12 protein-coding genes are annotated in these 15,398 nt (G+C 71.9%); 6 read left to right on the top strand and 6 right to left on the bottom strand.

Annotation, left to right across the window (positions count from 1 at the left end; genetic code table 11):
• Window positions 1–388: 388 nt before the first annotated feature.
• On the top strand, window positions 389–1,156 hold the full coding sequence (locus ACFVT1_RS27680) for a polyprenol monophosphomannose synthase (RefSeq protein WP_362208952.1): 768 nt from the start codon (window positions 389–391) through the stop codon (window positions 1,154–1,156).
• A gap of 86 nt (window positions 1,157–1,242) precedes the next feature.
• Complete coding sequence (gene fxsA / locus ACFVT1_RS27675; protein ID WP_389800229.1) at window positions 1,243–1,833, top strand: FxsA family membrane protein; 591 nt, start codon at window positions 1,243–1,245, stop codon at window positions 1,831–1,833.
• 150 nt (window positions 1,834–1,983) lie between these two features.
• Here the strand turns inward: fxsA and ACFVT1_RS27670 are convergent, their stop codons facing one another.
• The 4 genes from ACFVT1_RS27670 to ACFVT1_RS27655 form a co-directional block, all read right to left on the bottom strand.
• Window positions 1,984–2,358 carry an RNA polymerase-binding protein RbpA gene (locus ACFVT1_RS27670; RefSeq protein WP_007262928.1) on the bottom strand — a complete coding sequence of 125 codons (375 nt, stop codon included), beginning with the start codon at window positions 2,356–2,358 and terminating at the stop codon, window positions 1,984–1,986.
• A gap of 265 nt (window positions 2,359–2,623) precedes the next feature.
• Complete coding sequence (locus ACFVT1_RS27665; protein ID WP_389800228.1) at window positions 2,624–3,988, bottom strand: MFS transporter; 1,365 nt, start codon at window positions 3,986–3,988, stop codon at window positions 2,624–2,626.
• Window positions 3,989–4,034: 46 nt separating this feature from the next.
• Window positions 4,035–4,799, bottom strand: a complete 765-nt coding sequence (locus ACFVT1_RS27660; RefSeq protein WP_389800226.1) for a glycerophosphodiester phosphodiesterase — start codon at window positions 4,797–4,799, stop codon at window positions 4,035–4,037.
• Window positions 4,796–5,518: a YitT family protein gene (locus ACFVT1_RS27655; RefSeq protein ID WP_389800224.1), complete on the bottom strand. Its 723-nt coding sequence runs from the start codon at window positions 5,516–5,518 to the stop codon at window positions 4,796–4,798. The genes ACFVT1_RS27660 and ACFVT1_RS27655 overlap by 4 nt, the downstream gene beginning before the upstream one ends.
• Before the next feature lie 102 nt (window positions 5,519–5,620).
• Between ACFVT1_RS27655 and ACFVT1_RS27650 the strand changes: the two genes are divergently transcribed.
• Window positions 5,621–7,120, top strand: a complete 1,500-nt coding sequence (locus tag ACFVT1_RS27650) for a PLP-dependent aminotransferase family protein (protein ID WP_389800222.1) — start codon at window positions 5,621–5,623, stop codon at window positions 7,118–7,120.
• A 59-nt stretch (window positions 7,121–7,179) separates the two neighbouring features.
• Here the strand turns inward: ACFVT1_RS27650 and ACFVT1_RS27645 are convergent, their stop codons facing one another.
• Together ACFVT1_RS27645 and ACFVT1_RS27640 are read right to left on the bottom strand one after the other, a co-directional pair.
• Window positions 7,180–8,817, bottom strand: coding sequence for a hypothetical protein (locus ACFVT1_RS27645; RefSeq protein ID WP_389800220.1), 1,638 nt, complete (start codon window positions 8,815–8,817; stop codon window positions 7,180–7,182).
• 37 nt (window positions 8,818–8,854) lie between these two features.
• Window positions 8,855–9,049, bottom strand: a complete 195-nt coding sequence (locus ACFVT1_RS27640) for a hypothetical protein (protein WP_018103962.1) — start codon at window positions 9,047–9,049, stop codon at window positions 8,855–8,857.
• Window positions 9,050–9,372: 323 nt separating this feature from the next.
• Here ACFVT1_RS27640 and ACFVT1_RS27635 point away from each other — a divergent pair, with 323 nt between their 5' ends.
• From ACFVT1_RS27635 to ACFVT1_RS27625, 3 genes are all read left to right on the top strand, one after another.
• On the top strand, window positions 9,373–9,765 hold the full coding sequence (locus ACFVT1_RS27635) for an ankyrin repeat domain-containing protein (protein WP_389800218.1): 393 nt from the start codon (window positions 9,373–9,375) through the stop codon (window positions 9,763–9,765).
• Window positions 9,766–9,984: 219 nt separating this feature from the next.
• The gene (locus tag ACFVT1_RS27630) at window positions 9,985–11,403 is read left to right on the top strand and encodes a HEAT repeat domain-containing protein (RefSeq protein ID WP_389800216.1); all 1,419 of its coding nucleotides are present in this window, start codon (window positions 9,985–9,987) and stop codon (window positions 11,401–11,403) included.
• A gap of 262 nt (window positions 11,404–11,665) precedes the next feature.
• A complete protein-coding gene (locus tag ACFVT1_RS27625) occupies window positions 11,666–15,328 on the top strand; it encodes a hydantoinase B/oxoprolinase family protein (protein WP_389800214.1) in 3,663 nt (1,220 codons plus the stop codon).
• The last annotated feature ends 70 nt before the right edge of the window (window positions 15,329–15,398 follow it).

Here is a 15,398-nt window from a genome sequence, read left to right as displayed (position 1 = left end):
GTCCGACCGGTTAAACCTCCACGCAGTCGTCGAACGCCGCTGGGTCATGGGGTGGTGTGCCGCACCGGCGCACCACTTCTGACAGCCAGGTTCAGCGCCCGCGCCTCGGGGCGAGGGAAGGTTTCAGCCGGACGGTAGGTGCGACCCGGGTGGGGCCCGGACGTTCAGTAGACAACGGCTCTAGGTCGACCCGCAGCCGGCGGGTCCCAGGTCGGCCCGAAGGGCGCCGGGCCCCCATCCGCAGTTCCCGTCGGTTCCCGTCAGGGAATCTGTCCGTACTTCCCTCCTTCTGTCCGTGGCGGTGCCCGCTCCCGCCCGACCGCGTAGCCATCGGCGCCCCGTCCGCTGGATATGGTGTGCATCTGCGTACGGACTTAAGGGGCAGTAAGTGAACGACGGCGGTCAGAGGCGGTACGGCCCGCTCGGCAGAACCTTGGTGATCATTCCGACCTACAACGAGGCCGAGAACATCAAGCCGATCGTCAGCCGGGTGCGCGCGGCTGTGCCGGAAGCCGACATCCTGGTCGCCGACGACAACAGCCCCGACGGCACCGGCAAGGTCGCGGACGAGCTCGCCTCCGCCGACGACCAGGTCCAGGTGCTGCACCGCAAGGGCAAGGAGGGGCTGGGCGCCGCCTACCTCGCGGGCTTCCGCTGGGGGATCGAACACGGTTACGGCGTGCTCGTGGAGATGGACGCCGACGGCTCCCACCAGCCCGAGGAACTGCCCCGGCTGCTCACCGCGCTCAAGGGTGCCGACCTGGTGCTCGGCTCCCGCTGGGTGCCGGGCGGACGGGTGGTCAACTGGCCCAAGACGCGGGAAATGATCTCCCGCGGCGGCAGCACGTACTCCCGGCTCCTCCTCGGGCTGCGGACCAGGGACGTCACGGGCGGCTACCGGGCCTTCCGCGCCGAGACCCTGGAGGGGATCGGCCTCGACCGGGTCGCCTCCCAGGGCTACTGCTTCCAGGTCGACCTGGCCCGCCGCGCCGTCGACGCCGGATACCACGTCGTCGAGGTCCCGATCACCTTCGTGGACCGCGAGATCGGTGACTCGAAGATGAGCCGCGACATCCTGGTCGAGGCGCTCTGGCGGGTCACCTCCTGGGGCGTCGCCTCCCGTACGAACCGGGTCCTCGGCCGCAAGGCGATCTGATCCGCCGCGGGCGGCGGGCACCGGCCCGTCGCCCATGATCACCCCCCTTACGCCGCTTGGACGCCCGTACGGGCACACTGGGGAGCATGACGACCGGCACACCGCCCCCGACCGCCCCGAAGCGCTCACGCGCCCGTACCTTCGTTCCTCTCGCCATCGCCGCCTGGGCGGTGCTGGAGATCTGGCTGCTCACCGTCGTGGCGAACGCGGCGGGCGGGTTCACCGTGCTGCTGCTCCTGGTGGCGGGGATCGTGCTCGGGGCCGCGGTGATGAAGCGGGCCGGCCGCCGGGCCTTCCGCAACCTCACCGAGACGCTCCAGCGGATGCCGGGGCAGCCCGGGGCGGCCGAGGCCCCGCAGGCCGCGTCGCCGGGAAGCGAGGGCAACGGCTTCCTGATGCTCGGCGGGCTGTTGCTGATCATCCCGGGGGTGGTCTCGGACGCGGCGGGGCTTCTGCTGCTCGTGCCGCCGGTCCGTTCGATGCTGGGCCGGTACGCGGAGCGGTCGCTGGAGCGCCGGATGCGTGCCGCGGGTCCCGGCAGCCTCTCCGACGCCTTCCAGCAGGCCCGTATTCACCGGCCGGACGGGAAGGTCGTGCAGGGTGAGGTCATCCGTCAGGACGGCGCGCAGCCAGACTCCCGCCCCGACGAGGGCCCCCGCCCGCCGCTGACCCCCTGAGCGCTCCGGGCGCAGGACACCTAACCCCCGGTACCGGGGCTGCGACCGCGCGGCCCCGGTGCCGGGCCCGGGACGCGACAGAGCCGCGGGCTGTGACACACGCTCGGTGTGTCACAGCCCGCGGCTCCGTCGTACGGCGGTGTCGGGCGGTCAGGCAGACTTCCTGCTGTCCCGCGGATGCACGGCGATATTCATGGCTCCGGAGCGCAGAACCGCCAGCCTCTCGGCCAGCACCTCCTCCAGCTCCTCGCGTGTGCGCCGCTCCATGAGCATGTCCCAGTGCGTACGCGCAGGCTTGCCCTTCTTCTCCTCGGGGCCATCCCCGTCCACCAGGAGTGCCATGGCGCCGCACGCCTTGCACTCCCACTCCGGCGGAATTTCCGCCTCTACCGAGAACGGCATCTCAAATCGATGTCCGTTCTGGCATGCGTACTCCACCGCCTGGCGCGGGGCCAGATCGATGCCGCGGTCCGTCTCGTAGCTGGTAACCACGAGTCGCGTGCCGCGGAGAGCTCGCTCACTCATGAATCGTGCCTCCCGGGCTTGTCGCCCACAGGACAGGTGTCGCTGTCGTCGTCATCCGGTCAACGTCCGGTCGGCGGTAAAGATTCCCGTTGCCGGTCATGCGTCGCCCGTCGTGCCGCTGCTTCTTCAGGGTTGGGGTACCCGCCAATGCCCGGTTTGTCACATCTGGCAGAAGTTGTCACCCAACGGTTTGGCTTCTTCCACTCGCAGTAACGGTCCTCCGGGCAGGCCAAAGGCGTACACTACCGGCCTTTCACTTCAACGTCTAAATCCGTTCCGGAACGGGATTGCCCGCGGCGGCCACGGCCCGCCTGATCGGCACCCTCGCGAGCAGTACGGAACCGACCACGAAGAAGATCACCAACGAGATGATCGCATCCCGGTAACTGCCGGTCAGCTGATACGCGAGCCCGAACACCAGTGGCCCCAGCCAGCTCAGTCCGCGGTCGCTCATCTCGTACGCGGAGAAGTACTCGGCCTCCTTGCCGCGGGGCACCAGATGCGAGAACAGCGAGCGCGACAGTGCCTGGCTGCCGCCGAGCACCAGACCGATCGCCGAGGCCAGCACATAGAAGAAGACCGGCGCTTCGGAAGGCAGGAAGTAGCCGGCGACGAGAATCAGCGTCCAGACGACGAGTGAGCCGAGGATCGTGCGCTTGGCGCCGTACACCCGGGCGAGTCGGCCCATGCCCAGGGCCCCGGCCACCGCGAGCACCTGCACCAGCAGCACGGCCGTGATCAGTGTCGTCTGGTCTAGGCCCAGTTCCTCGGAGCCGTACACCGAGGCCTGGGAGATCACCGTCTGCACGCCGTCGTTGTAGACCAGGTACGCCAGCAGGAAGGAGAGCGTCAGCGGATGGCGGCGCATGTCGCGCAGGGTGTTCGCCAACTGCCGCCACCCCGAACCGACGGTCCCCTCGCCGCCCGGTGCCACCCGCCGGTCGCGGAGCCGTCGCAGCGGGACGAGCGTGAAGGCGCCCCACCAGACGCCGGCCGACGCGAGGCAGATCCGCACCGCGTCGGACTCGGAGAGGCCGAAGGAGTCGTGGCCCGTGTACAGGACCAGGTTCAGGACGAGGACGAACGCGCCCGAGGTGTAACCGAACGCCCAGCCGCGCGAGGAGACCGCGTCCCGCTCGTCCGGTTCGGCGATCTGCGGCAGATAGGCGTTGTAGAGCACCATCGACACCGAGATCGAGGCGTTCGCCACGATCAGCAGGAACGCGCCCAGCAGATAGCGGTGGCCGTCCAGGAAGAACATGCCGGTGGTGGCGGCGGCCCCCACGTACGCGGCGGCCGCGAGCAGCGGCTTCTTCCGCCCCGTACGGTCCGCGGCGGCGCCCACGACCGGCATCACGACCACCGCGACCACCACCGACACGGAGACCGCGTAGGCGAAGAGCGACCCGGCGCGCACCGGTATGCCCAGCGGGTGCACGAAACCGTCGGCGTCGGCGGCCGCCTTGGCGATCGACGTCAGATAGGGGCCGAGGAATACCGTCAGGACGCTCGTCGAGTAGACGGAGCAGGCGAAATCGTAGAAATACCAGCCGCGCTGTTCCCGTCTGCGGCTCGCGGCATCTGCGGAACCGGTCACGAGCTCCGTCGGCTCAGCGGTCTCGGCGCTCAAGGCGCACCCCCTCGTCTCTCCCCGTGGAGACCTCGCACGACCGGCGTCAGGCCCAGGCCCCCCGCTCGCTCAGCACCGTACGCAGCGTCTCGATGTGATCGGTCATGATGCCATCCACGCCGAGGTCGAGGAGTGCTGCCATCCGTTCGGGTTCGTTCACCGTCCAGACGTGCACCTGGAGTCCGCGCACGTGCGCCTCGCGCACGAAGCGCCGGTCGACCACCCGGACGCCGTTCTGGCTCTCCGGCACCTGGGCGCACACCGCACCGGCCCGCAGCGCCGCCGGGACACCGTACGAGCGCAGCCGCAGGCCCAGCACGCCGCGGACTCCGTAGGACGTGGCGAGCCGGGGCCCGGCGAGGCGGTGGGCCGCGGCGACCCGGCTCTCGGAGAACGAGCCGACGCACACCCGGTCCCAGGCATTCGCCCGGCGGATCAGGTCGATCAGCGGGACCAGGGCGGACCCGGTCTTGAGGTCGACGTTCCAGCGGGCTCCGGGAAACGTCTCCAGTAGTTCTTCGAACAGCGGGAGCGGCTCCCGGCCCGCCACCCTGGCCCGCCGTACCTCGCTCCACGGCAGCTCGGCTATCCGGCCCCGGGCGTCCGTCACCCGGTCCAGGGTGGCGTCGTGGAAGGCCACCAGCCGGCCGTCCGCCGTGGTGTGCACATCGGTCTCGAAGTAGCGGTATCCGGCCTCGGCGGCCCGGCGGAACGCCGCCGTCGTGTTCTCGATCCCGTCGGCGGCACCGCCCCGATGGGCGAAGGGGATCGTCGCGGGATGGTCCAGATAGGGGTGGCGTACGGAGGTCACTTCGGCAGTATGGCCTGCTCCGGTGTCCGGGTGGTGACGGTGGTGGTGCCGCCGGGCGGGGGTGCGAAGGCCGCCTCCTCGCCCGGCCCGGCGGCGGCCTCCTCGGCCGGATTCCCGCCGATCGCGAAGAAGCGCAGGAAGAACTGGGCGAGCGGGCCGATGGACAGGGCGTAGAGGACCGTGCCCGCGCCGAGGGAGCCCCCGAGCGCGAAACCGGTCGCCACGACCGCCACCTCGATCAGGGTGCGGACCAGCCGGATGGAGCGGCCGGTCCGCAGATGCAGGCCGGTCATGAGTCCGTCGCGCGGTCCCGGGCCGAACCGCGCCGCTATGTACAGCCCCGTCGCGACACCGTTGACCACGACCCCCGCGACCATCACGGCGATCCGGGCGGCGAGGCCGTGCACCCCGGGCACGAGCGCCAGCGTCCCGTCCATGGCGAGGCCGACGGCGAAGACGTTGGAGACGGTGCCGAGGCCCGGACGCTGCCTGATCGGTATCCACAGCAGCAGAACGGCGGCGCCGACGACGACGGAGACGACCCCGATGGACAGCCCGGTGCGCTCCGAGAGCCCCTGATGCAGCACCCCCCAGGGTTCGAGGCCGAGACCGGCGCGGACCAGGAGCGCCGAACTGGCTCCGTACAGCACGAGGCCGACGTACAGCTGCGTCAGCCTTCGGGGGAGATGTGCCCCGCTAGGGGCGCTGGTGATGGACAAGAGATGCCCCCTGAAGTGGTGGTGGTGGACTGCCGCATGTCACTCTGTGGCAGGGGATTGGCTGCCAACTATGGCCAATCCGAGGAAGGTGGACTGATTTCCATGGCGCAGTGGACTTCGGCAGTCGGTGCGGCACAGCTCGCCCGGCAGCTCCATGCCCAGCAGCCCCGGCCCGCCGGACCGGGCACCCGCAGGCCGCCCGCCTATCGGGCGCTGGCCGACGGGGTCCGTCTGCTCGTCCTGGAAGGCCGGGTGCCGGTGGCCGCCCGGCTCCCCGCGGAGCGCGAACTGGCGCTCGCCCTGTCCGTCAGCCGCACCACCGTCGCCGCCGCCTACGAGGCGCTGCGGGCCGAGGGGTTCCTGGAGTCCCGCCGCGGCGCCGGCAGCTGGACGGCCGTTCCCGCGGGCAATCCGCTGCCCGCGCGCGGCCTGGAGCCGCTTCCTCCGGAGTCGCTCGGTTCGGTGATCGACCTGGGCTGCGCCTCGCTGCCGGCCCCCGAGCCGTGGCTGACCCGGGCGGTCCAGGGAGCCCTGGAGGAGCTGGCCCCGTACGCCCACACGCACGGCGACTACCCGGCCGGTCTGCCCGCGCTGCGCCAGATGATCGCCGACCGCTACACCGGGCGCGGCATCCCGACCATGCCCGAGCAGATCATGGTGACCACCGGGGCGATGGGCGCGATCGACGCCATCTGCCACTTGTTCGCGGGGCGCGGCGAGCGGATCGCGGTGGAGTCCCCGAGCTACGCCAACATCCTGCAGCTGATGCGGGAGGCGGGTGCCCGGCTGGTGCCGGTGGCGATGGAGGAGGGGCTCGGCGGCTGGGACATGAACCGGTGGCGGCAGGTGCTGCGCGACGCGGCGCCGCGGCTCGCCTACGTCGTCGCCGACTTCCACAACCCGACCGGCGCGCTGGCCGACGAGGACCGGCGGCGCGAGCTGGTGGACGCCGCCCGTTCCGCCGGTACGGTCGTCGTCGTCGACGAGACCATGAACGAGCTGTACCTCGACGACGACGTCCGGATGCCGCGCCGGGTCTGCGCCTTCGACCCGGCGGGCTCCACCGTGATCACGGTCGGTTCGGCGAGCAAGGCCTTCTGGGCCGGCATGCGGATCGGCTGGGTGCGCGCCGCCCCGGACGTGATCCGCAGCCTGGTGGCCGCCCGCGCCTACGCCGACATGGGTACGCCCGTCCTGGAGCAGCTCGCCGTCAACTGGCTGATGCGTACCGGCGGCTGGGAGCAGGCGGTCCAGGTCCGGCGCGAACAGGCGCGGGAGAACCGGGACTCGCTCGTCGCCGCCGTTCGCCGGGAGCTGCCGGACTGGGAGTTCTCGGTTCCGCGCGGGGGGCTGACCCTCTGGGTGCGTACCGGCGGCCTCTCGGGTTCGAGGCTCGCGGTGGCGGGGGAGAGGGTCGGCGTACGCGTTCCCTCCGGCCCCCGGTTCGGTGTCGACGGCGCCTTCGAAGGGTACGTACGGCTGCCGTTCACGGTCTCGGGGCCGGTCGCGGACGAGGCGGCGGTACGGCTCGCGGCGGCGGCGCAGCTGGTGGGTTCGGGGGCGGGTGCGGGGGTGGAGGCGCCGCGCACGTTCGTCGCCTGACCGCACAACGGCGCGGGGGCGGCGGACCGGCCGGTACACCGCCCCCGCACCGGTCCGCTTCAGTCGCCGACCCCCACGCCCTCGACGGCCACGGCCGCGGTCAGGGGGTGCGGCATCACCGGATCCGGGACGCCCGCCCCGACGGGCGCGGGCCCCTCGGCCGCCTCGACCGGGGGAGCCGTCCCGGCCTCCGCCTGCCGTTCCGGGAGCAGACCGAGTACCGCCTGCCGCTGCGCTTCGCTGGTCGCCTCGTCGTGGGGATCGGGTGTGGCCGGGACCTGGAGCCGCAGCACGGGGCCGGTGCCGAGCCGCGCGTACCCGCGGCCCGGCGGGACATGCGGCGTCGGGGTGGTGTGCGGCTCCGTGCCGAGCACCGACTCGATCCGGTCGCGGGAGCAGTCGCCGAGCACGACCCGGGCCCGGGTGTGGGTCCTGACGGTCTCGCCGAGCATGTCCAGGCTGTCGAACTGATCGGTGATGACCACGGTGACGTTCGCCGCCCTGCCGTGCCGCAGTGGTACCTGGAGCAGTTCCTGGGGATCGGGTCTGCCGTCGGCGACCGCCAGGTGTCCGAGGACGCTGGGGCGGTCCAGCAGCACCCAGAGGGGGCGCTTGATGTCGTCGGGGGCGGGGTGACCGGACTGCCGGGCCCGGTTCGCGGCGATCAGCCGCCGCTCCGTCTCGTGGGCCGCCCACTCCAGGGTCGCCAGCGCGCCGGCCAGGCCGCACTCCACGGCCAGTACTCCGTCGCGCCCGGCCAGGCAGGCGTACTCGCCGGTGCCGCTCCCTTCGACGACCAGGATGTCGCCGTGCTGGAGCGCCTGCAGGGCGATGGAGCGCATCAGCGTGGTGGTGCCGCTGCCGGGCTGCCCGACGGCCAGGAGATGGGGCTCGGTGGAGCGGGAGCCGGTCCGCCAGACGACCGGAGGCGCGTCGCGGGTCGTGCCGTCGTCGTTCACGGGAACGGTGCGCTGCACCGCGTCGCCGTCGGTGAAGCCGAGCACGGTCTCGCCGGGAGCGGTGACGAAGCGCTGGGCGCCGATCGAGGTGGGCAGGGCGCCGAGCACGTTCATGACGAGCCGGTTGCTCTCCTCGTCCCAGGCGAAGTGGTACTCGCGGCCGCGGCCCGACTTGGCGTGCAGCAGCTGCTCGATCCGGGCGCGGGAATCGGCCTCGCTGTCGGTGAAGTAGGCGGGGTACGTCAACTGGAGACGCGTCAGGCGCCCGTCGGAGTCGAATTCGTAGCCGCTGAAGGTCTTGTCCCAGTCGCCGCCGCGGGCGAACAGCGGACTGGGGTCGTCGGCCACGGAGAAGTAGGGCACGAGCGCTTCGTAGAGGGATCGCAGCCGCCCGGTCTCCGCCTCGTCCGGGCCGGTCTTCACCGGCGTCCGCTCCCGCCCCTTCCAGGCGGCGGCGCCCATCACCGTGACCAGGGTGAGCACGGACCCGTACGGCATGAGCGCGACCACCAGTACGCAGGCCGCGACGGAGCACAGCACCGGGCCGCGCTTGTCCTTGGGTGTCGCGGCCCACTTCTGCCGTCCGGCTCCGGCCAGCAGCCGCAGACCCCGGCCGATCGTGATCAGCGGAGTGAGGACGTCCGTGGCGTTGTCGGTGGCCGTGCGCGCGAACTCGCGGCTGCGAGTGATCGATGCGGTGCCGCTGCTCAGAATGCGGGGGAGTGGTCGCCGGGCCACGTCGGTCTCCTGAAGGGGTGGGAGCGGTCGTGGGGGGTCAGAACTTGATCCCGCCCAGGAGGCCGGCGAGACTCGCGCCGCCCGCGGTGATGCTCGGTGCGATGGCGGTGCCTGCCAGATAGAAACCGAACAGGGCAGTGACGAGTGCGTGCGATGCCTTGAGGCCGTCCTTCCTGAAGAACAGGAAGACGATGATGCCGAGGATGACGACGCCTGACATGGACAGGATCATGAGGAGTTCTCCTGGTTGGGGGGACAGTCACCATGAGTCCTTCCAGGTTCACCGGAAGTATCTATGCGATAAAAGCTGCATTCGAGTGAAAAGTCTGTATTTTCACTTGATTGGCGGATCGAGTCTCGATGGGTGCCGGTGGGGGCGGAACATCCGATGCCGCGTGCCGTTCCGCCGTCACCGGGTGTGATCTTTTGCCGCGGGCGGCACGGGGTATGTGCGCGGTTGGGCAGTACCCTGTCGGTTCACTCGTACGGCCCCCGGGACGTACGGCCCAGCAGGTCAACAGTGGTGAAACCGGTTAATGGAAGGCGGTCCGTCCGATGAGCGAAGCCCCCGATCCCGAGGTGGTCGAGCTGGCGACGAAGGTCTTCGACCTGGCTCGCCGCGGTGAGACCGACACGCTCGCCGCGTACGTCGACGCGGGTGTTCCCGCGAACCTCACCAACGACCGGGGCGATTCGTTGCTGATGCTCGCCGCCTATCACGGCCATGCCGCCGCGGTCACCGCCCTCGTCGCCCGTGGCGCCGACCCGGACCGGGCCAACGACCGCGGGCAGACCCCCCTCGCCGGAGCCGTCTTCAAGGGTGAGGACGCGGTGATCGCGGCGCTGCTCGCCGCGGGGGCCGACCCGGCGGCCGGAACGCCCTCCGCGCTGGACACCGCACGCATGTTCGGCAAGGTCGACCTGCTGGAACTCTTCGGCTCCCACTGACCGGGTACGTCGTAAATGTGGTCGCGGTGGCGAAATGGCTGGGTCATCATGACGTCGCGGGCCCGATTCGGGCCACCGACGAGAGGCAGAGGAAGATGGTCTACACCAAGCAGAAGACGGCGGTCGGCCGATCATGTCGCTGCGCGGCGTAGTGCCCCACCCGGCACTTGGAACTGCACAGTCCCGGTTGCGTCGACAGCTTGATGTGAGGCTTTTTTCATGTTTGATCCGTTCATAGCGCCGAGCGGCACTCTGCTCGGCCTGCTGCAGAGGGGCCGTGGCGACGGCACGCTCCACGCGCTCGCCGCGCCACGCCCCGAGGCCCTGGCGGCTCTCAACCACTGCGTCCTGAGCGATCCGCGCCACGACTGGCAGGTGGAGAACCGCTCGCTCTACTACGCACGCCTGTATCTCGACCTCGACGGCGGCGTCGAAGAGATCGAGCGCCACCTGTGCGATCCCGACGACCACCTCGACACCGACGACTCGCGCACCGGGCTGGCCCTCGCCGTTCTCGGCCACCTCGCCTCGTACGGACGGGACGACGCCCTGGCCCTGCTGCGGCGGTATGCCGCGACCGGGGCCAACTGGGCCTGGGCCCTCGACGAGCTGGCCCTGCGCGACGACGACGCGGGACTCCGTGCCCTCGCCGTACCCGTGCTCGGCCGGTTCCCGGCCACCGAGGAGGGCACCGCCGAGCTGGCCGCCACCGTGCGGGACGCGTTCGAACCACGCCCCTGGCGGCTCTGGGCCGACGACCCCCGCGAAGAGGTCGGCGCTCGGGTCAGGGCCGCCTCGGAACAGGGCTCCTTCGACCGCTGGCAGCGACAGATGCGGCCCGGCGGCCCGCGCCCCGGATGGAGCGTCCAGGCCGTGTTCGACTGGGCCCAGCAGGGACTCGAACGGGGCAGCGTCCTCCACGTACCGGCCGCTCGCTGCCTCACGGCCGTCGCCGGTCCCGACGACCGGTCCGCGATCATCGGGGCCGCCCGCAGCGGCCCGGAGGGCGCGCGCTGCGCCGCCCTGCACCACCTGGCCGAGACCAGGGACCCGGCCGTGCTCGATCTGATCGAGGACGCCGCCGTCAGCGCCTCGCGCACCGTCGCCGACGCGGCCGTCGCCGCCTTCGAGCGGATGTGCGGCGACGCGGCGGTGGAGCGCGCCCGGCGCTGGGCCCGGCGTCCCGACGCCCTCGGCGCCTCCGCGGCCGGTGTGCTCGCCTGCCGGGGCGGCGCCCAGGACGCCCCACTGGTCCTCGGCTCACTCCGCGAAGCCGTACGGGGCGAAGGCCCTGACGCGCCACGCCTGTGGACCCTCGTCGACGGCGCGGGCCGACTGGGCATCGCCTGTGCCGCCCCCGTACTGCGCCATGTCTACCGGGAGACGTCCTCCTCGCACCTGCGCGGCCGTGCGGCCCGCGCACTGGCCGCGACCGACCCCTCCTTCCCCACCGGGTTCGCCGTCGAATGCCTGTGGGACTGCGAGGAGACCACCCGCGAGGTCGCCGCACTCCACGCCGAGACCGGCGACATCAGGGTCGCCGAGCGGCTGCGCCGACTCGCCGCGGACCCGGCGGAGGAGGCAGAGGTGCAGACGGCGGTACGCAGCAGGATCGGGCCCGACACCCCCGCGGTCTGACCGGGGCGCACCCGGCGGCGCGCGTCGGGGGGCGCGCGGCACCGTCTCGCGCCCGGCGGGAGCGGATCGTCGGGTACGTCGGACGGTTCGCCCCGGAGAAGCACGTCGAACTCCCCGCCGGGGCCTGCGCGGTGCCCGGGGTCCGGGCCGTGCCGTCGGCCGCTCCCCCGCGGTGCGCCGACCACCAGGGAGCAGGCCGTGCCGGCGGGGCCGTCGCCGGTGCCGCGGGCCAGTTTGGGGCGCCGCGGGCCAGTATGGAGAGATGACCGGACGCTGGGAGTTCTGGATCGACCGTGGCGGGACGTTCACCGACGTCGTGGGCCGGGACCCCGACGGATACCTGGTCACCCGAAAGCTGCTCTCCCACGACCCGGACCGCTACCGCGATGCCGCCGTGGCGGGAATCCGCGGTCTGCTGGGACTCGGTCCGGCCGACCCCGTCCCCGCCGACCGGGTCGGCACGGTGAAGATCGGCACGACGGTCGCCACCAACGCCCTGCTGGAGCGGCGCGGCGAGCCGACCGTGCTGGTCATCACGGAAGGCTTCCGGGACGCCCTGCGCATCGCGTACCAGAACCGGCCGAGGCTCTTCGACCGCCGCATCCTGCTGCCCGAAGCCGTGTACGAGCGGGTGATCGAGGTCCCCGAACGGACCGACGCCCGCGGCCGGGTCGTGACGCCACTGGACCGGGACGCGGTGGCCGAGCGGCTGCGGGCCGTCCGGGCCGACGGCCTGCGCAGCGCGGCCGTCGTCCTGATGCACGGCTACCGCCACCCCGCACACGAGAAAGCCGTGGCCGCCGCGGCCCGCGAGGCCGGCTTCACCCAGATCAGCTGCTCGCACGAGGTGAGCCCGCTGATCAAGCTCGTGCCACGCGGCGACACCACCGTCGTCGACGCCTACCTCTCACCGATCCTGCGCCGGTACGTCGACGAGGTCGCCCGGGAACTCGACGGCGTCCGGCTGATGTTCATGCAGTCCAACGGCGGGCTGCGCGAGGCCTCCCACTTCCGGGGCAAGGACGCGGTGCTCTCCGGACCCGCCGGTGGCGTGGTCGGTATGGCCCGTACGTCCGGACAGGCCGGATACGACCGCGTCATCGGCTTCGACATGGGCGGCACCTCCACCGACGTGTCGCACTACGCAGGCGAGTTCGAGCGCGAGCTCGGCACCCAGGTGGCGGGGGTGCGGATGCGCGCCCCCATGATGAACATCCACACCGTCGCGGCCGGCGGCGGTTCCGTGCTGCACTTCGACGGCCACCGCTACCGTGTCGGCCCCGACTCGGCGGGCGCGATCCCCGGCCCGGCCTGCTACCGCCGCGGCGGGCCGCTGACCGTCACCGACGCCAATGTGATGCTCGGCCGGGTCCAGCCCGCCCACTTCCCGGCCGTCTTCGGACCGGACGGCGACCTCCCGCTCGACGCGGACCTCGTCCGCGAACGCTTCGACGCCCTCGCCGAGGACGTGGCGCGCGCCACCGGAACACGGCGCACGGCGGCCGAGGTCGCCGCGGGGTTCCTGGAGATCGCCGTGCTGAACATGGCGAACGCGGTCAAGAAGATCTCCGTGCAACGCGGGCACGACATCACCCGCTACGCCCTGACCGGCTTCGGCGGAGCCGGGGGCCAGCACGTCTGCGCCGTCGCCGACGCCCTGGGCATCGACACCGTCCTCGTACCGCCCCTGGCCGGTGTGCTGTCCGCGTACGGCATCGGCCTCGCCGACGCCACCGCGATGCGCGAGCAGTCCGTCGAGGCGGAACTGACCGAGGCGACCCGCGCCGAGGTCGGCGAACTCTGCGACGCACTCGCCGGCCGCACCCGCGCCGAACTGCGCGCCGACGCCGTCCCCGACAGCGCGATCAGCACGCGCGCCCGCGTACTGCTGCGCTACGCCGGCACGGACTCCAGCCTGCCCGTCGACCTGGACACCGTGTCCGCCATGGCCGAGGCGTTCACCGCCGAGCACCGCGCCCGCTACGCGTTCACCATGGACAAACCCCTGGTCGTCGAAGCGGTGTCGGTCGAGGCGACCGGGACGGCGGGACAGCACCGGCCGCGCCCCGCCGGCCACGCGCCCCGCGAGAGCACCGAGCCTCGACCACACGACACCGTACGCATGTTCGCCGAGGGGCGATGGCAGGACACCCCGCTCCACCGGCGCGAGGAACTGCACCCCGCGGACACCGTGACCGGCCCCGCCGTGATCGCCGAGGCGGATGCCACCACCGTCGTCGACCCGGGCTGGCAGGCCGCTCTCGCCGCCACCGGCCACCTGCTGCTCACCCGGGTCCGCCCGCGCCCCGGCCGCACCGCCGTCGGCACCCGGGTCGACCCCGTCATGCTGGAGGTCTTCAACAACCTCTTCATGTCGATCGCCGAACAGATGGGCGTGCGCCTGGAGAACACGGCCCACTCCGTCAACATCAAGGAACGGCTCGACTTCTCCTGCGCCCTCTTCGACGCGGACGGCAACCTCATCGCCAACGCCCCGCACATCCCCGTCCACCTCGGCTCGATGGGGGAGTCCATCAAGGAGGTGCTGCGGCGCAACGGCGCAGCGATGCGGCCGGGCGACGTGTACGCCATCAACGACCCGTACCACGGCGGCACGCACCTGCCCGACGTGACCGTGGTGACACCGGTGTTCGCCCCCGACGGGACCGCCGGCGAGGGGCCGCGGCTGCGGTTCCTCGTCGCCTCGCGTGGACACCACGCCGAGATCGGCGGCATCACCCCCGGCTCCATGCCCGCCTTCAGCCGCACCATCCACGAGGAAGGAGTGCTGTTCGACAACTGGCTCCTGGTGCGGGACGGCAGACTCCGCGAGACCGAGACACGCGAACTGCTCACCGCCGCCGCGTACCCCTCCCGCGACCCGGAGACCAACCTCGCCGACCTCCGCGCCCAGATCGCCGCCAACGAGAAGGGCATCGCCGAACTCCGGCGCATGGTGGAGCAGTTCGGGCCCGAGACCGTTGCCGCGTACATGGGACACGTACAGGACAACGCCGAGGAGTCCGTCCGCCGGATCATCGCCGCACTGCACGACGGCACCTACCGCTACGAGACCGACAACGGCGCGGTCATCGAGGTCGCCCTCACCGTGGACACGGCCGCCCGCAGCGCGGTCGTCGACTTCACCGGCACCTCACCGCAGCAGCCGGGGAACTTCAACGCACCGAAATCCGTGGTCATGGCGGCCGTGCTGTACGTCTTCCGGACCCTGGTCGCCGACGACATCCCCCTCAACAGCGGCTGCCTCGCACCCCTGGAGGTCAGAATTCCGGAGGGCTCCATGCTGGCCCCCGTCCATCCGGCCGCCACCGTCGCGGGAAACGTGGAGACGTCCCAGGCCGTCACCGGCGCCCTGTACGCGGCGCTCGGCATCCAGGCCGAGGGTTCGGGCACCATGAACAACCTCACCTTCGGCAACGAACGGGTCCAGTACTACGAGACGGTGGCGAGCGGTTCGGGCGCGGGCGACGGCTTCGACGGCGCCGACGCCGTGCAGACCCACATGACCAACTCCCGCCTCACCGACCCCGAAGTCCTCGAATGGCGCTACCCCGTGCTGCTGGAGAGCTTCCGGGTACGGGACGGCAGCGGGGGCGCGGGGCGCTGGCACGGCGGCCGCGGCGTGGAGCGGCGCATCCGCTTCCTCGAACCCGTCACCGTGGCGCTGCTCTCCGGCCACCGCCGGGTGAGGCCGTACGGCATGGCGGGCGGAGAGCCCGGCGCGCTGGGCGAGCAGCACATCGAGCGGGCGGACGGCCGGACGGTCGCACCGCTGCGCGGCTGCGACACCGCCGACCTGGAGCGGGGGGACGTCCTGGTGCTCCGCACGCCGGGCGGCGGGGGCTACGGAGCCCCGGAACCGGGCCGCGGCGGCGGTACGGAGCGCACCGGCGAGCAGCCGTGACGACGCGGCCGGCCGACTCCGGGCAACGGTCGCTTCTGCGCCGTTTCGACCGTTGTCAGTCCGAGGACCT

Origin of the sequence: Streptomyces sp. NPDC057963, from assembly GCF_042887155.1 — a bacterium.
GTDB lineage: Bacteria > Actinomycetota > Actinomycetes > Streptomycetales > Streptomycetaceae > Streptomyces.
This window is presented reverse-complemented; position numbering and strand designations above follow the sequence as displayed.